The following is an 18,202-nucleotide window of genomic DNA, read 5'->3' as shown; positions in this document are numbered from 1 at the left end:
GAGAAAAAGGAAGGTTAGGTATAAGGATATGGATACGGAGAGAATCGATTCTATTATTGAGAAACACCATGGGGAAGCCAGCTCGCTGATTCAGGTGCTCCTCGAGATTCAGAGCGAGCACCATTGGCTCCCCAAAGAAGCATTGGAGAGGGTTGCGGAGAAGCTACAGGTCCCTATGACCCGGGTGCAGCATATCGCAACCTTCTATAAGGCCTTCAGTCTCGTTCCCAAGGGTCGCCACGAGATTCACATCTGCCTGGGCACCGCCTGCCATGTCCGTGGAGCGCCCCGCGTCCTCGACACGGTGCAGGAGCTGACAGGCATCAAACCGGGAGAGACGGACCTCGACCTCAAGTTCAGCCTTCAGACAGTGAACTGCCTGGGATGCTGCGCGTTGGGACCGGTTTTGGAGATTGACGGCAAGACTCACGGGAAGATGACACCGGGTCAGATGGCAGACGTATTAAAAAATTACGAGTAGGAATGACATTATGGCGCGTATAAACTCACCAGTTGAATTGGAAGAACTCAGGAGTAAAATCCTGTCGACAAGAGACCCCAAGAAGCCGTGCATCACCCTATGCTCCGGGTCTGCCTGCAACGCCTCCGGAAGTCTCGACGTTGCGGCCGCCCTCGAGGCAGAGCTTTCCGCCCAGGGCCTCACCAAGGAAGTGGATATCAGGCGGACCGGCTGTCACGGGTATTGCGAGCGGGGTCCCATCATTGTGGTCAACCCCGACAAAATATGCTATTTTCAGATAAAGCCGGAGGACGTGCCGGAGATTATCACGGAGACGATCAAAGGGAAAAAGGTCCTGGAGCGCCTGCTCTACGTCGACCCCGTCACCAATGAGAAAATCGTCCACGAACACGACATCCCCTTCTATAAATATCAGGAGCGCCTTGTCTTCGGCTCGAACGGCAGCGTCGATCCCAAGAGCATCAACGACTACCTCGCCATCGGCGGGTATGCCGGGCTCGCCAAGTCCCTCTCCGTGATGGGCGCCGAAGGGGTGCTCCAGGAAATCAAAAAGGCGAATCTGAGAGGAAGGGGGGGCGGCGGCTTCCCTGCAGGCATCAAATGGGAAGGCACCCGTAACGCTCCCGGCGACATCAAATACGTGATTGTCAATGCGGATGAAGGTGACCCCGGCGCGTATATGGACAGGTCCCTTCTTGAAGGGAACCCCCATGCCGTTCTGGAAGGCCTGACCATCGGCGCCTTTGCGGTCGGCGCCCATGAAGGGTATATCTACGTGCGCCAGGAATACCCCCTGGCCGTGGAGAACGTCTATACCGCGATCAGGCAGGCTGAGGAGCTCGGGCTCCTCGGGAAGAATATCCTCGGTACGGGCTTTGATTTCAACGTAATCGTTCATCAGGGCGCCGGCGCCTTTGTCTGCGGTGAATCGACCGCACTCATGACCGCCCTCGAAGGCCGCGCAGGAGAGCCGAGACCCAAGTACATCCGCTCCAACATCGTGGGCCTCTGGGGAAAGCCCAGCGTCCTCAACAATGTGGAGACCTGGGCGAACGTGCCGATGATCATCAACAAAGGGGCTGACTGGTTCACCCAGTTCGGCACCGAAACCAGCAAGGGCACGAAGATCTTTTCTCTCGTGGGAAAGATCACTAATACGGGACTCGTCGAAGTGCCTATGGGCACGCCTCTCAGCGATATTATTTTTAAGATAGGCGGCGGCATTCCCGGAGGCAAGAAGTTCAAGGCGGTTCAGACAGGAGGACCCTCGGGCGGATGTATTCCTGAAAACCAGCTCAACCTCCCGGTGGGTTTCGATGAATTGACCGCAGCCGGCTCAATGATGGGCTCGGGCGGCATGATCGTTATGGACGAGGATACCTGTATGGTCGATGTGGCCCGGTACTTTCTCGACTTCCTGACCGATGAATCATGCGGCAAATGCGTGCCCTGTCGCGAGGGCATGAGACAGATGCTCGCCATCCTGACAAATATCACCAAAGGCGAAGGCAAAGAGGGCGATATCGAGCTTCTCGAGCAGCTCTCCGAGACGGCGATAGAGGGCGCTCTGTGTGCCCTAGGGAAGAGCTCACCCAACCCCTTCTTGAGCACCCTCAAGTACTTTAGAGACGAATATGAAGCCCATGTCAGGGAAAAGAGGTGCCCTGCCCTCTCCTGCAAGGAGCTTATCAATTTTTACATCGAGCCTACGAAATGCAAGGCCTGTATGACCTGTGCAAAAAAGTGCCCTTCCGATGCGATCATCAGCGCCAAGGGCAAGATCCATATAGTAGACCAGGAAAAATGCACAAAGTGCGGAACCTGTTTCGAAGTGTGCCCCCCGCGTTTTCGTGCGGTGACAAAGATTTCAGGCGTGCCTGTCCCGCCTCCTGTTCCAGAAGAAGAGAGAACGATAGTCAGGGAGGGTAAGAATAAAAATGAGTGAGATCCTCTTTCAGATTGATGGAAAAGAAGTAACCGCAAAAGAAGGGACGACCGTTCTCGAGGCAGCTCAGGCAGCGGGCATCAAGATCCCTACGTTGTGCTACCACAAGGAGCTGGAGCCTTTCGGCGGGTGCCGGCTCTGCATCGTGGAAGTAGAGAGCCGGGGGTGGACAAAGCTGGTCGTCTCCTGCGTCTATCCTGTGGAGAAGGGTATTGCAGTGCGCACGAGATCGGAAAAGGTCGACCGAATCCGCAAGATGATCCTCCAGCTCCTGCTCGCCCATGCGCCCGATGCCTTCGATCTTCAGGACCTGGCAAAAGAGTACGGGGCCGATAAGAGCTGTTTTGACAAAGAGCCCTCCTTCTGCGTCCACTGCGGGCTCTGCGTGCGGTACTGCAATGAAGTGAAGAAGAAAAACGCCATCGGCTTCGTGGACCGGGGCATCCGAAAAGAAATCTGCTTCATCCCTGAGGTCGCCGCGAAAGAGTGCTGGAACTGCAAAGAATGCTTTCCCCTCTGTCCTACGGAAGCGCTCCAGGCAGCCTACGTGCTCACCCAGGCGCTGGCATTTCCGGCTGGACCTGCTGCCGGCTAGGAGCCAGGGCAACCAGACGGTTTTCATGTAAATCGCCCCCAGGGGCCCAAAAAGTATTTAAACCCCTCATCAATTTATCTAAAGATTGGTGAGGGGTTTTTCGATTCCGGTTCCACCTTTCTGAGAATCAGTTCAGGAATCCGAACATTCTCCCCCGTTGTGCCACTCAGGCGCCTCTTCGGGCTTTTACGGTGACCAATTTTCACCACCGCCGCCTTTAGTGCCTTATCAGCTTTTCGAGGCATTGCAGCGAATGTTTGACCATCCCGTAAAGTTCCCTTGAAAAGGGTGTTCCGGCGGCTTTGCTCTTTTCTGTGCGTGCAATAGGAAAATAGAGGTTGACTACTGTCTCCTCCGGCCCCCGCCGCTCGACATTCAGATCCGCTCCGTTATACTCTAAGATATCCTGTGTCCGAACCGGCGGCTTCGCTGCTTCCGTCGCCTTCGGACCGGACGCGGGTGTCAGAGCTCTCCTCAGAAACCCGCATGGCTCGGCCAGGGCCCTGTGGACTATTCGAAGGACGGCGCAGGAAGCTGACCTGCCATTTCGCTCGCTTTCCCCCGGACCATTCCTGAGGATTACTCTATGAGTCGATATGGTCAGGGTCGCGCCGTGCGGCGCAGCCCTGACCATGCTTCCTACCGCGTCTCTTATCAAAGCCATGAAAGAAGGCATCCTCATCTTTATCCGGAGCCGTTCTTTGGAAAGCCTTACCTGGGGTCTCGCGTCCACATTCAAAAGGGCGCAGATCACCGACGCCGAGTCCTTGACTATTCGATTCAGGTCCTGAACAATTGACTCCGAGCCGTGCCGGCGTAGGGAACCGGTCGACTTGCCCTTCAACTCAGGAAGTTCCGATGTCGAAGTCCGGGACCGGGAGCCGGGGGGCGCTTCCGAGCCTGATATTACCCGCAGTTTTGGAGAAATGTTTTTCTTTGCTGCCCGGCATTTCTTTGATCCGGTCTTGCCGGTTTCGGCAGGACCTTCTCCTAAATCTTCGCCCTTCTTCCGGTTCGGAGGAAGGGATGAACCTCCATAGTCCGGCAATTTTGAAGATTTCATGATCGCGGGTATGGGACGTATGTCTGATTTAACCGCCAATTTGGGATCTCCTTTCTCCCGGTTCCCGGCACTCATGTGACCCTCCTCGCAATGCATCTGATGCGGTGACCGTGTGAACACACTGAACTGGAAGTTGCCTTGAAAATCGTTTTGCCCTATCTTTTCGTAAAGTGCAGGCTCCGGTAATTCCGCGCTCGACGACTTTGTCCTCTTCGCCCTAATTTGAGAATCTCTCCTCTGCCTTACAGGGTAGATCGCCAAAAATACTTTAAGCTGGGTTTCACTATTCAGAATACAGGATACTCTGTGGGAAATATGTCGCAGACTTGTCATTTATTATGTGGAATTTTCGCGAACCGTCGTGTGGCCCTCCCCTGCACGAATGGGTTGTCGTTATGATTACGAGCGTCGGGGGGTTTTCTCTTTCGGCAGGGACATATGGAATAATCGGCCTCTGGTAAAGATATAAAAGAAACTCTTCTACGCCGGTCGCCTACTCTACGAGGCGCTGGGTTATGGCATAATGAATCAGACCGGTTGTACCCTTGACACCGATTTTTTCGAGAATACGCGCCCTGTATGTCCTCACCGTATTCGCGCTCAGGTGCAGTTCCTCGGCAATCTCTTTCACCGATTTTCCTTTTCCTATCACCTTCAGCACCTGCAGTTCCCGTTCGGATAGCTTCTCGTGGGGGCGTTTTTCCGCATCAGTTTCTAAATCGAGAACCATCTGTTCCGCAAAATTAGGGCTGACATATCGCCTGCCTGACAAGAGCTTTCGGATTGCACCGACCAATTCCGTCGAAGCAGTTCGTTTCGTCACATAGCCCCATGCCCCTGCCTTCATAGCCCGGACGGCATATTGGTCCTCGGGGTATATGCTTATTACGAGAACGGGGAGTTTCGGCTTCTTCTTCCTCACTTCTTTCAATGCTTCCAACCCATTGATATCCGGAAGAGAAACATCCAGCAAGGCAACATCGAAATCATTACTCAGCACCTTGCCCATAAACTCGTATCCTGTCACGGCTTCCTCGATTGTCACATTATCGAAACTCTCGGTAATAATCTCCTTCAGCCCCTTAAGGACCACGGGATGGTCATCGGCAATAATCATATGAAGCATTTGTTCTCCTTACCCGCCATCTTCTTAATCTGCAGCAGATCGCAGGAATTCAGGATGTATTCACCGGCACCCGTAGAAGAATGGTTGTCCCCTTCCCTTTTATACCGGTAATCGAGAACTCTCCGCCTATCACATGTGCTCTCTCGCGCATGCCCGATAATCCGAAGGAGTTCCGGTCAGTGATCTCCCGTTTTGTGATTCCCCTTCCATCATCCCTGAGCTCCATCACGAGCTCCCCATTCCTTTTCTTAAGAACAACGGTCACCTGTTGCGCCTGTGCATGTTTTGCGATATTCGTCAGGCATTCATGGAAGATGCGAAATATCTCTACAGATAGCTCCTTGTTGAGCTTCATATTTTCCGGCATGATATGGATCATGCATGATACGCGGGCTTTTCTTTGAAAATCCCTTACCCCCAGCCGAAGGGCCTCGGCAAGTCCGAAATCGTCAAAGGCCGCCGGCCTCAACGCAGTAGATATTCTCTGGATTGCGAAAATAGTGCGGTCAATATCCGCGAGGAGCGACTGCGCTTTCCTCACCGCCGGCCCCTCGTGAACCGGCAGCTGTCTCTCGAGCCATGAGAGGCCCATTTTAACAGCCGTGAGTGTTTGCCCGACTTCGCTGTGCAGTTCCCGCGCAAAGGATGCTTTTTCCTGCTCTCTGAGTTTCTGCAGATGTGCGGTCAGCATGTGCAGCCTGTCGGTTGAGTCCTTGAGCTGGGTTTCCACCGCCGTCCTTTGTTCTATTCGCCGGATAAGGTGAGCGTTCAACTCATAAAGGTGGGTGACACGCGCTTTCAGGTCCGTGTCCGAGATCTGCCTCTCTCTCAGGTCCTCGCCCACCGGCTGGTATCCGGTTTCGTAATGGGTTATATCGGTGATGCTTCCGAGATAACGGAGATCGTGGGGAAGGCCACGGGCCACCACGGGACTCCCCTTTCCCATGATCCACCTGATTGTCTTATCCTTTCTCTGCAGGCGATATTCGGACTGAAGGGGCCTTTCTCCCCTTACTGCCTTTTTCCAGGCTTCGATAACGCGCTCCCGGTCCTCCGGGTGAAGCACAGAGGTCCACCCATCGCCGTAAGCCTCTTCGGCAGAGCAGTCGTTGATGCCCAGCCAGCGCTCATCCACGTAGATACAATGCCCCTCTTTGTCAAATCCGGCAAGACCCGCAGGCGAGACCCCGCTGATGATGCTCAGCAATCCTTCCTCACGTGCGCCTTCAGTTTTTAGGTGCGAAGGGATCGTACGAATACCCCGCGGGATGACATCGCGGCCGTTCATTGAAAGCCGCTCCGGCGATAGCTTGACGCCGATGCGGCGACCATCTTTGGTTGTGAGTGGATCGGGCTTCACTACTCCTTGCGGCGCAGTCTCATCAAGGCCCCGATAACTCTTATCTGATCCGGAAAAATACGCCGCACCGGTAGTGTTTCTCTTTTTTCGCACCTTGAGGGGATTTGCATCTAAACGTATCGGCTCCTCAACGGCCCCTTTCGTTCTCCCTTTGCCGCTCATCCTAATAATCCCTCCGTGATAAAAGGGACTTTTAATCTGATGGTATACATGTTGTCCCCGTAAAACCCACACGGCAGAGCCTCTTTACGGCATCGTGCCCGCGAGACATAGACAAATAGTCCGCTCATCCCTTACGTGGGGAAAAGCCGCTGTCCACCGTCGTTTCCTTCCTGGGCAACCTTGACCCAAGCCGGCAAAGCGACAGTTTTCTTGGCTATCATGCCTTTTCCGAAAGGAACACTCAATTTAACGGTGGTCCCTTTCCCCCGGACTCCGCCGATCGAAAGCGTTCCGCCCATGGCGTCCGCCCTTTCATGCATCCCTGTTAATCCAATCGATTTGGCATCCATCATTTCCCGTTTAGTAATGCCCCTGCCGTCGTCGCTAATCTCCATAACATACCTGTTTCTTTTCACATAAAGAGAGATAACGACACTGACGGCGCCCGAATGGCGGGCAACATTCGTGAGTGATTCCTGAAGTATGCGGAACATTTCCAGGCGAATCTCTTTTTCCGGCTCCCTTTGGCGGATGCCGCCGATCACCTCGCATGCAATTCCCGTCCTCTTCTGAAAATCATCCGTCCAGGCCTCAATGGCTTCCACAAGACTGCAGTCGTCGAGAACAGGGGGTCTCAATCTCGTGGAGATCCTTTGCACCGTATGAATGGCATTGTCAATATAGGTAATGAGGAGCTTCATCCTTTCCCGAACGGTTGTTGCATCTTCAGGCAAATGTATTGCCGTCCATTCGGCGTCCATCTTGATCCCTGTCAGCACCTGCCCTAATTCATCGTGGATTTCCCTCGAAAGGCGTACCGTCTCCTGCTCCAGAATTTTTTGCAGGTAATTACTGAGATATCGCAGTCGCTCCTCTGATTTTTTTAGGGCTTTCTCTCCTATTTTCCGTTCCGCGATCTCCTGGGAAAGGAGCCTGTTCGATTCGGACAATTGGGCAGTCCGTTCCTTCACCCGTCGATCCAACTCGATATGGGCTTTCCTCAATGCCTCCTCAGCCAGCCGCCTTTGCGTCACGTCACGAATATTGCACTGAATCACGGGTTCGCCTCTTTCCTCATAGCTGTTACATCCAATCTCGGCATCGACATCCTGCCCGTCTTTTGTCCTGAGCAGCAAGTGGATATAACCTGCGGGCAGCGTACGTTTGAGCTCGGAAAAGGCGGCCCTGCCCTCTTCACCTCCCCCGAATGCAGGGATTTGCCCCATTAGCTTTCCCACAAGCTCTTCACTGCTATACTTCAGCATTCTCTCCAGGAACGGATTGACTGCCTTTATCTCGCCGGACACCCCGTCCAGTATCATTATGCCTTCACTCGCAGCCTCGAATAGACGACGATATCGGGCTTCCGATGCATGGAGGGCGTCTTCCGATTGCTTTATGCGCACCAGCGATTGGACCCGGGCAATAAGCTCTTTATTGGATATGGGTTTTATTATGTATCCGTCTGCTCCACCGTTAAGCCCGTTCGCCTGAAATTCAGATGAAGTCTTGATGCCCGAGACAAGTATGACAAATGTATTTCCCAGAAGGGGGTCGGTTTTAATCCGCGTGCATACCTCGGTGCCTTCTATATCCGGGAGCATCACGTCCAACAGGACGAGATCGGGACTGAAGGTACGGACCAAGTCGAGGCATTCCTTGCCCGTCCTTGCAGCAAGCACCTCATACCGCGCCCTCTCGAGGACCGCGGTAGTAAGATCGAGTATCTGGGGATCATCGTCAACAACCAGTATATTTCCGTTTCCCTTCATTTTTGCCGTCCCATAGAGCAGTATTCAGCTTATTAAATCCCAATACGAACTTACCTGAAACCCGGAAGGCCTTTGCGCCCGACGGTCGGTTGACGCCTCCGCAACTCGTCAAAGGCGGGGCCGGTTATGACCGGTCCACTAGAACCCCATAAAACGACCCGAAGAGCGCAAGACAATCCAACGGCCGGTCCCATCACATGAAAGGACAACCAACTGGTGAATCTTATTTAAGAGAGACTTCATCTTAATGAAACGTCAAAAATGTGGTGCAGGCCATCTAAAAGGCCCTCTAAAAACCGCGCACCGCCCATTACCGGCATGACCGTTCCGTGAAAAGCCGCATCGCTAATTAGGCACCGCAGAAGGCACACTCCATCGGCAGGCATTTGGGAATAGGGCTCAAAATAATCATCATAAGATTAGTCTCCAACGGGAATTTATAACCGACATAAGTGTTTGTAAAGGGTCAGGGCAGGAATTTATTCAAAAAAGAGGCGCCAGAATTAGTGCGGCATGACGTCAGTGATAATTCACCGGACCAAAATGGGGCATGGAACTGCGCATCGGGGGTTACCACGTTCAGGCGTGCCTGTGCATGAAATCACTCTATGAGATATTTCTTTATCTTTGAAATGAGGTTCACCCTCGATATTCCCAGGATCTGGGCTGCCTTTGTCCTGTTGCCTCCGGTATATTCAACGATTTTTGCGATATGTTCTTTTTCGATATCGGAGAGAGTCTTGAGAGGCACATCGGTGAATCCTCCCTCCAGGGATGGCGTGTTCTCGAGAAAATAATTGGGTAGTGATTTTCTGCGGATTTCTCCGGCAGATTCAATGATTACAGCGCTGTTGATGATATTCATCAGCTCTCGCACATTCCCCTGGTAATCGTACCGGGAGAGTAGCTTCATGGCCGCATCGGAAATTCTGTCGACTTTTTTATTGTTGAGCTCACAGAATTTTCTAAGAAAATGATGGGCAAGGACGGGGATATCCCCCTTTCTTTCCCTGAGAGGCGGTAAAAAAACGGAGTTCATATCGAGCCTGTAGAAAAGGTCTTTCCTGAAGTTTCCTTTCTTTATCTCCTCGTGGAGGTCCTTGTTTGTGGCCGCGATAATTCTCACATCCACTTTCAGATTCTTTGTAGAACCGAGACGGAAAAATTCCCCTTCCTGAAGCACTCTCAGCAGCTTTACCTGTATAGGCAACGCAAGCTCTCCGATTTCATCGAGAAAGAGTGTTCCTTTATCCGCCTCTTCGACAAACCCTCTCTTGTTCGAGGTGGCGCCTGTAAAAGCCCCCTGGCTGTGGCCGAAAAACTCGGATGAAAAAAGCTCGTTCGCAAAGGCGCCCGCATTTACGGCAACAAAGGGTTCCCGGTTCCTCTTGCTGATCCGGTGGATAGCCCTCGCGATCAACTCCTTGCCCGTGCCGCTCTCACCCCATATCAGGATGCTGCTGTCCGTCTGTGCCATCTTTTCAACCGCTGAAAAAATTTTGTACATCTGCTCGTTTTGGGTAATGATATTGCTGAAAGCCTCTTTATGCTTCAATCCTTCCGGATAAGAAGGCTCGCGGTCGGTGCCTTTTTGAATTTCCCGTTTCTCCAATATGGAATTTATGAGGTTAAGAAGGCGGTCGTTATCAACAGGCTTTGTCAGGTACTCCACGGCCCCGAGCTTCATTGCGGCGACCGCAAGCTCCACGTCTTCCACACCCGTGAGGACGATCGTCTCCACATCGATATTGTTGTCCTGAATGATCTTCAGGATATCGAGGCCTGTTACGTCCGGCATGTCCATATCGAGGAGGAGAAGATCGTATTGGTTCGCCTTTAACTCCGCAAAGGCTCGCCTGCTTTCATTCAGGGTAGTGACTTCCAAACTGCCTGCCTGAAGGAGAAAGATATTCAGATAATTGAGGACCGCCTGGTCGTCATCTATTATAATAACTTTTTTCATGATCCTTCCTCGGGTGCCTTGGGAATATAGATGCAGAATGTAGTCCCCGCGCCAGTCTTACTCTCCACTTCAATCCTGCCCTGATGCTCCTTTATGATGCCATATGCGATAGAGAGGCCGAGGCCTGTGCCGCCTTGGGTCCTTTTTGTGGTGAAGAAGGGATCGAATATCTGCTTTATGGTCCGCTCGTCCATCCCCTTACCGTCGTCATTTACTTTCAACATTACTTCCTTATCGTTACAGGCGGTCATCAGGCTGATGGTGCCCCTCGGACCGACGATGGCCTGTGAGGCATTAATAAGGATATTGACCACAACCTGCTGGAGCTTCTGAAGGTTGCCCACCACAGGCGGGATATCGGTCCGCAAATCCACTTTGACATCGGCCGTTCTTCTGATCTGATTATCCACGAGCCGCAGGCAGCTCTCCGCCACGAGGTTAAGGTTTACGCTCTCGTTGAGGAGACCCTCGTCACGCTTCGCGAACTTCCTGAGACCGTCCACAATTCCCTTAATTCTGTTCGCACCCCCTACCATATCATCGATCAGGACCGGCACGTTCTTTCTAAAGATATCGTAGTTGAGCCGTGCGATTTTGAAATCGGGATGGGATTGTGAAAATTGATCGAGAATGGGGAAAAGGTCATTCATTGCCTCCTGAATGATGTACAGGTTCCCCCTGATGAAGGTGTTGGGATTATTTATTTCATGGGCTATTCCCGATACAAGTTGCCCGAGTGAAGCGAGTTTATCCGCCTGAAGGAGCTGGCGCCCCATATTCTTCTCTTTTGTAATAACCCGAGAGATTTCCAGTATCCCGTCTACTTCTCCGTCCGAATCAAACATAGGGTATGCCTGGAGCAGGTAATGCTCGTCCCCGAAAGCCTTCTCCTGCGTAACAGGGGCTTTGGCCTTCACAACCTGAAGGGCGAGGCAATCTTCACACTGGGCCTCGCCGCCGAATACCTTGTGATAGCACTTCCCCTCATAGCCAATGGCTTTCTGGTTCGACATGAGGATGTTAAGATTTCTGTCAATGACCACTACCGTGTCCGTAATAGCCTTGAAAAGTGCCTTGAATCGCGTCCTGCTTTCCCTGAGCTTCCCCGCAAGGGCCAGGAGCTCCTGGTTTTTGGCCATAAGAAGGTCTTTCTGGTTCTCGAGGTCCAGCGTACGCTCCTTGACCTTTCTCTCCAGATTCTCATTCTGGTCCCTGAGCTTTTTCTCCAGCTCCTTTCTTACCCGAATATCCTTATACACCGCTTCGACACAGCGCTCTCCGTCATAATCGATGAATACGCATGATCCGATGACGGGTATCGATTCCCAGTTATTGTCCCTGATGGTGAGTTCAAAACCAACCACCTGGCCCTCCTGGGCCAGCTTCTGATGAATAATTGCCCTCATTTCATCCAAATTTTCGAAAAGATGATTCTTTACGAAATTCAGCTTCACCTGGGTGCTGTCCTCGTATCCCAGGAGGCGGTAGAATGCGCGATTGGCCTTTACTATATCTCCATTCAGCCGGGACAGGGTAATCGGCACGGGCACGCTCTCGAAAAGGTTTTCATAGCGCTCCTTGGCGCTCTCCAATTCCTCTATTTTCTTTTTAACGAGACCTTCGAGGCCGTCCACGTACCTCTGCACCTCGGCCTGAAGCTCACGCTGCTTGATGCTCCGCGAGATCCTCTGACTGATATTGTCGAGCATCTTCTGCTCTTCCTCGAGGAATTTCGCCTTTCTCCTGTAGTAGATGGCGACGGTGCCTCTCGTTTGGGAATCGACCACAATATCGGACGTAAGGGACTCGACGACTTGCTCCTTGGGTAAGGGAGCGGCCGAATACTCCTTTCCGTCAAACCATATCGATGAGGCGGCGATCTCCGGGAATTCGACCCCCCGGATGAGGTGTACCGTCAGATTCGTAAGAACATGCTCAATTTCGCCTTTGGAGGTTATTTCCGGGCCGATGTTATAGAGACATTCCAGTTCCTGCATCCGTTTCTTCAGCTCTTGCTCAACCCGCTGAATATTCGGTGAAGAGTCCATGCTTCTCATATACCATTAACCTCCACTCACGTAAAGCACATCTGCCGTCATGGTCGCAATACCACCGGCCCGGATCTATGGGTTGTTAACCCCTCAACCTCTCTCTCACTTTCACTTCAAAAAATTTTTCAGAATTAAGGTAAGGCTTCTTACCGGAGGATTGGGGCGCCACGTCGGCCGCGAAGGCGCTGAACCTGCCCAATCCGCTGCCCGTCATGAAGCGATCTTTGAGGAAATCCTTTCCCCAGAATTCGCCGTCCGCGACACCGGTATATTTCGCATTCACCTCTCCTATCTCGCGGGTAATCGCCTCGACCGACTTCCAGCGTGTCTCCATTCCCAGGCGGTTGGCAAGGGCGGCGATAATCTGCCACGTCTCCATCCCCGCAGGCGGCTCGAATATTTTTGCGGTGCGCTGGACCCTCCGGTCGCAGCTCGTCATCGTACCGCTCGTTTCTATAGGCAGGGATGCCGGTAATATCACATCGGCCTCGAAGGCGGTGGCCGTCATGGCGGTATCCACCACGAGCACGAACTCAGCGCCTCCGGTGAGTCCGAGGTTCACTGTTTCTGCGAGCGGATCCTCCCCAAAGATCAGCAGGGCCTTGATCCGGTCCTTGTCCATCTCCTCTTTCAGATCTATCGGCTTAAAGATGCCCTTCAGGTCGAAATTCCAATGGGCTCCCACGTCCTTGATCCCCGCGCTGTCCTTTAATGTTACATTGCCGGGCAGGTAACGGGAATCTGCGCCCATGTCGAAGAGACCCTCCGAATTGGAGAAATCTCTCAGAATTATCACACCGTTGCCCGGTTTGCCGACCCTTCCCGTAAGCATCAGAAAATTACCGATCGCTTTAAGATCGTTTTTCGACTTTTCCCATGGAGAATCGATATTGTAAAGCACGATCACATTGAGTTCGGGCTTTGCCAGAAGGTCGTAAAGGAGGGAGAGCTTTTCGGCATCCACTCCGGTCATGGAGGAGACTTTCGCCACATCCATGGAAGCGACGGAATCCTTAAATTCCTCAAAACCTTCCGTCTTTTTCCCGATATATTCCATGTCCGCAGTCCCCTTCTCTATTACCGCCCTGCCAAGACCCTGCAGGAGGGCCGAGTTTGCACCTCTTTTGGCATCGATCCACAAATCGGAGAATTTATTGAGAGGAATTTCGGAAGAATTCACCGTCACGAGGCGGGTACCTGTCTTCTGTGCCGCTTTTACCTTGAGCTCGGCAATAAGGTTCTCCTCCGAAAGGTCCGCGTTGACCACGAGCACCACATCGGCCTGCGCCAGCTCATCCATCGTCGTCGTGGAGGCGGTAATGCCGAACACGTCGTCGAGGGCATCCTGCTCGACGCCGTTCAAGAGATTGCTGAAACTCCCTATATTATTTGTCTTAAGTCCGGTCCGCACGAATTTCTGAAGCAGATAAAGCTCTTCATTTGTCATACGGGGGGAGCCGAATACCGCAACGGCCTCCGGTCCATGGGTACTTATAATAGATTTCAGCCGACTCGCTGCAACATCGAAGGCTTCATCCCACGTAGCCGTCACGTGGCCGCCCTTTTTCTTGATTGCAGGGGCAGAAATCCTGTCCCCTTCCAGCATATACCGATATCCCCATCGTCCCTTTGAGCAGAGATAGCCCTTATTATGGGACGTACCGTTCACGTTCTGAACTGTAAAGATATGATCGCCGAAGACTTTATAACTCAGGTTGCAGCCGATGGAACAGAAGCTGCAGATCGATCCTATCTCCTCCGAAACCCATGGTCCCGGCTTGGAGTACGGCAGTTTTTCGGTTATGGCTCCCGTAGGGCATGCGGCCACACAATTACCGCAGGAGATGCACGTGGTGTCGAGGAGTCTCTTCTCCATGGACGGCTTTACTACGGATTTAAAACCCCGGGAGATAAAGCCGAGGGCCGAGACCTTCAGGATCTCGGAGCACGTCCTCACACACCGGCCGCAGTTGATGCACTTGTTCGGATCGAGAGAGATAAACGGATGGGTCTGATCGACCTTGTGCTGACGCACGCCGCCCATGAATCTCGAGATATCGACATTGAAATCGGATGCAAATTTTCGTAGATCGCAATCAAAATAAGCGGTGCAGCCGCACTCCAGACAACGAGCCGTCTCCTGTGCCACCTGTGCCGCCGTAAAACCGGTCTCTACTTCCTCAAATGTTTTTATACGGGCGGCCACGGGAAGCTCGGCCATCTTCTCCTTCGCGATCGGTTTCATCAGGGAAAATTCGCTCTCCGGGATTTCGCCGTATGATTCCTTCCTGCTGATGAACCCCTTTATTCCTTCTTCCGCCTTTCCCTTTCGAATGTATCCGTCTATCGCCTCAGCCGCGATCTTACCATGGGCTATGGCGTCGATAGCCACGGCCGGCCCCGTAATTACATCCCCTCCTGCAAAAACACCGGGGACAGAAGTCTCCATCGTGCCCTCCCGGGCGACGATCACGCTTCCCCACTTTGTCTTAAGATCGCCATTACTCTTGAGCGTGCCCAGGTCTATGTCCTGACCGATGGCCGAGATAGCAAAGTCGCATCTGAGATCGTATTCCGAGCCCTTCATGGTCACAGGGCTTCTCCGTCCGCTTGCATCGGGCTCTCCCAACTCCATCCGGATGCAGGTAAGCGCCTCGAGGCGCCCATCCTTCTTTACGATGCCGGTGGGAGCGGAAAGCTGGATCAGCTCCACCCCTTCCTCCAGGGCGGCTTCTATTTCCATGTCATGGGCAGGCATCTCTTTCTTCGTGCGCCGGTAGAGGAGGGTCACCTTCTCCGCGCCCATTCTCAGCGCCGAACGTGCCGCGTCGATTGCCGTGTTGCCACCGCCTACTACTACCACGGTGCCGTATATTTTGGGAATCTCTTTTCCCTGTAGCCCGCGCAGAAAATCAGCACCACGGATAACACCCTCGGTCTCGTCTTCTCCGGGTATGCCCATGGCCTTTCCCTTCTGGGCGCCGAGGGCGAGAAAAACCGCATTGAACCCGCTCCCCTTCAGTGAATCAAGGGTAAAATCCTCCCCGAGCACGGAATTCAGATTTACCTCGACTCCAAGGTCAGTGATCCACTTTATCTCCTTGTCCAGGGTCTTCTTGGGAAGTCGGTATTCGGGGATGCCGTATCGCAGCATTCCACCAAGGTGTGGCGAACCCTCATAGAGGGTAACTCCATAGCCTTTAAGGGTCAGAAAATAAGCACACGTGAGGCCGGCCGGTCCGCCGCCCACTACTGCAACTTTATAACCATTACGGGTCGCAGTCTCCGGAATCCAGGGATTTTCAAGGTCCACGTCGGCAGCATAACGTTTCAGGTAGTCTATGCCTACCCGATCGTCTACTCTGTTCCTCCGGCAGGCGGTCTCACATTCCCTCACGCATACTCTGCCGCAGACGATCGGGAGGGGGTTCGTCTGCTTTATCAGCTTCACTGCTTCCTGGAATTTGCCCATTGCCATAAGAGCGATGTATCCCTGAACATCCACGCCCGCAGGGCATGTCTGGGTGCAGGGGCCAAGACAGTCCGCATAGTGATTGGAGAGTAGCAATTCGAGGGCAGTTTTCCTCGACTGCCGTATCCTGTCATTGTTCGTCTCGATGACCATATTTTCGGCCACGGGGCTCGAGCATGAGGGGACTAGCTTCTCCAGGCCTTTCACTTCCACTACACACAAGTAGCACGAGCCGTAAGGAGGCAGCTTCGCGTCCCAACAGAGGGTCGGTATGTCATCAACCTGATTCGCCCGAACAACATCGAGTATCATTTGTCCGGGAGTCGCCGAAAATTCTTTGCCGTTTATAGTTATCTTGAAATTTGTCGTCATTTAAGGGCTCTCCATAATTAGTTTTTTGTCACCGCACCGAACTTGCAGGATTCAAAACACTTGCCGCATTTTACACAAAGGTCGGAGTTGATCTCATGAACTTTCTTTTTTTCTCCGGTGATTGCATCGGAGGGACACGCCTTCGCGCACACCATACAACCCTTGCACTTCTCTGCAAGTATACCGTAAGTGATCAGGGCCGAGCAGCTATGGGCAGGGCACTTCTTGTCGTGTATGTGGGCTGCGTATTCTTCGGGAAAATATTTCAGTGTAGTGAGCACGGGGTTGGGCGCTGTTTGCCCGAGTCCGCAAATCGCATTGTTCTTGATTTGATAGGCCAAATCCTGGAGGAGATCGACGTCTCCCTCTTCTCCCTTGCCGTCGGTGATCCTTTCGAGGATCTCGAGCATGCGCTTTGTCCCAATGCGACAGAAGGTGCACTTGCCGCACGATTCCTCCTGGGTGAAGGTGAGAAAGAACTTCGCCATTTCCACCATGCAGGTAGTCTCGTCCATAACCACCAGACCGCCTGAGCCCATGATGGCCCCTGTCTTGTTTATTTTCTGATAATCTATCTGAAGGTCTCCCATAGTCGCCGGGATACAGCCTCCGGACGGTCCGCCCATCTGGACGGCCTTGAACTTCTTGTTGTCCTTTATGCCTCCGCCTATCTCATACACGATTTCATTGATCGTGATCCCCATCGGCACTTCCGCAAGGCCGCCACGGGCGATCTTTCCCGCCAGGGCAAATACCTTGGTCCCTTTGCTGTCATCGGTCCCCATTGACGAAAATGCCTCCGCACCGTTCAAGATAATCCAGGGTACGTTCGCATAGGTTTCCACATTGTTGATATTGGTCGGTTTTCCCCAGAGCCCGCTGTTGGCGGGAAAGGGCGGCCTGAACCTCGGCATTCCCCTCTTCCCTTCGATTGAAGCGATAAGGGCTGTCTCCTCGCCGCACACAAAGGCCCCCGCTCCCTCCTTAATCTTGATCGAAAAATTGAAGTCGGAGCCGAAGATGTTCTTTCCCAGAAAGCCCCTGGAAAGGGCTGAGCGAATTTGATCTTTGAGCCTCTGCACCGCTTTGGGATACTCCGCCCGGCAGTAAATATAGGCCTCATCCGCCCCTATGGCGTAGGCACAGATCATCATGCCTTCCAGTACGGAGTGGGGATCGCTTTCGAGGGTGCTCCTGTCCATGAACGCACCGGGATCGCCTTCATCGGCGTTACAGATGATATACTTTTTGTCTCCGGGAGCCTGCCTGCAGAATTTCCATTTGAGCCCGGAAAGGAAACCACCGCCGCCCCTTCCGCGCAAACCCGAGTTCGAGATGATCTCTATGACTTTTTCCGGCGTATATTCGGACAACACCTTCCGGATTGCCTTATAACCGTCGGCTGCAATATACTCATCAATGGAGTTGGGATCGATGATCCCGCAATTCCTGAGCACGATCCTCTTCTGTTTCATGAGGAAAGAATCATCAGACGATGGTACGGAATTTTTTATAACCCACTCTTTTACCGGGCTGTTTCCGACGATGTGCTCGGTCATAATTTTTTTTGCTTTTTCCGGGGTAACTTCGCCGTAAAGGAAGGAATGGCTCTCTTCATCGATCACTTCCATAAGAGGCTCCCGATAGCACATACCGTTACACCCGGTCTCCTTCAGGATCACCTGGATATTCTGTTTTTCTATCTCGTTTTTTATAGCTTCAAACGTCTTCTCTCCACCGGCGGAGACGCCGCAAGTCCCAAGTCCGACCTTAATAGTTTTCATCGCTCATCGCTCTCCCTTCGAAGTCTCGTTTTCTCTGTACTGTTCAAGAAGCTGCT

Annotated in this window: 10 protein-coding genes and 2 pseudogenes; 4 read left to right on the top strand and 8 right to left on the bottom strand. The window is 52.7% G+C overall.

Translation table 11 applies throughout. The features are described 5' to 3' along the window. Positions 1 to 28 precede the first annotated feature (28 nt). The 4 genes and pseudogenes from VGJ94_09990 to VGJ94_09975 all read left to right on the top strand — a co-directional run bounded on the left by VGJ94_09990 (position 29) and on the right by VGJ94_09975 (position 3,021). Positions 29 to 481, top strand: coding sequence for an NAD(P)H-dependent oxidoreductase subunit E (locus tag VGJ94_09990; GenBank protein ID HEY3276939.1), 453 nt, complete (start codon positions 29 to 31; stop codon positions 479 to 481). Positions 482 to 491: 10 nt separating this feature from the next. Next, a pseudogene (locus VGJ94_09985) lies at positions 492 to 2,114 on the top strand (NADH-ubiquinone oxidoreductase-F iron-sulfur binding region domain-containing protein). 48 nt (positions 2,115 to 2,162) lie between these two features. Continuing rightward, a pseudogene (locus VGJ94_09980) lies at positions 2,163 to 2,426 on the top strand (4Fe-4S binding protein). After that, positions 2,419 to 3,021, top strand: coding sequence for a 2Fe-2S iron-sulfur cluster-binding protein (locus VGJ94_09975; protein HEY3276938.1), 603 nt, complete (start codon positions 2,419 to 2,421; stop codon positions 3,019 to 3,021). The pseudogene VGJ94_09980 and the gene VGJ94_09975 overlap by 8 nt, the downstream one beginning before the upstream one ends. 217 nt (positions 3,022 to 3,238) lie before the next feature. On the opposite strand, the gene VGJ94_09970 is transcribed toward VGJ94_09975, so the two are convergent. The 8 genes from VGJ94_09970 to VGJ94_09935 form a co-directional block, all read right to left on the bottom strand. After that, positions 3,239 to 4,159 (bottom strand): hypothetical protein, encoded by a 921-nt coding sequence (locus VGJ94_09970; GenBank protein ID HEY3276937.1) that lies wholly within the window; start codon positions 4,157 to 4,159, stop codon positions 3,239 to 3,241. Positions 4,160 to 4,577: 418 nt separating this feature from the next. Then, the gene (locus VGJ94_09965; protein ID HEY3276936.1) at positions 4,578 to 5,210 is read right to left on the bottom strand and encodes a response regulator transcription factor; all 633 of its coding nucleotides are present in this window, start codon (positions 5,208 to 5,210) and stop codon (positions 4,578 to 4,580) included. Between the two features lie 49 nt (positions 5,211 to 5,259). After that, positions 5,260 to 6,417, bottom strand: a complete 1,158-nt coding sequence (locus VGJ94_09960; GenBank protein HEY3276935.1) for a PAS domain-containing protein — start codon at positions 6,415 to 6,417, stop codon at positions 5,260 to 5,262. A gap of 446 nt (positions 6,418 to 6,863) precedes the next feature. Next, positions 6,864 to 8,504 (bottom strand): response regulator, encoded by a 1,641-nt coding sequence (locus tag VGJ94_09955; protein ID HEY3276934.1) that lies wholly within the window; start codon positions 8,502 to 8,504, stop codon positions 6,864 to 6,866. Positions 8,505 to 9,105: 601 nt separating this feature from the next. Beyond that, positions 9,106 to 10,467, bottom strand: a complete 1,362-nt coding sequence (locus VGJ94_09950) for a sigma-54 dependent transcriptional regulator (protein HEY3276933.1) — start codon at positions 10,465 to 10,467, stop codon at positions 9,106 to 9,108. Beyond that, entirely contained in the window at positions 10,464 to 12,524 is a 2,061-nt protein-coding gene (locus VGJ94_09945; protein HEY3276932.1) for an ATP-binding protein, read from the bottom strand. The genes VGJ94_09950 and VGJ94_09945 overlap by 4 nt, the downstream gene beginning before the upstream one ends. Before the next feature lie 76 nt (positions 12,525 to 12,600). Then, entirely contained in the window at positions 12,601 to 16,362 is a 3,762-nt protein-coding gene (locus VGJ94_09940; protein HEY3276931.1) for a molybdopterin-dependent oxidoreductase, read from the bottom strand. A gap of 17 nt (positions 16,363 to 16,379) precedes the next feature. Beyond that, positions 16,380 to 18,146 carry an NADH-quinone oxidoreductase subunit NuoF gene (locus tag VGJ94_09935; protein ID HEY3276930.1) on the bottom strand — a complete coding sequence of 589 codons (1,767 nt, stop codon included), beginning with the start codon at positions 18,144 to 18,146 and terminating at the stop codon, positions 16,380 to 16,382. Between the last annotated feature and the right edge of the window lie 56 nt (positions 18,147 to 18,202).

The sequence above is a fragment of the Syntrophorhabdaceae bacterium genome, from assembly GCA_036504895.1.
GTDB lineage: Bacteria > Desulfobacterota > Syntrophorhabdia > Syntrophorhabdales > Syntrophorhabdaceae > PNOM01.
This window is presented reverse-complemented; position numbering and strand designations above follow the sequence as displayed.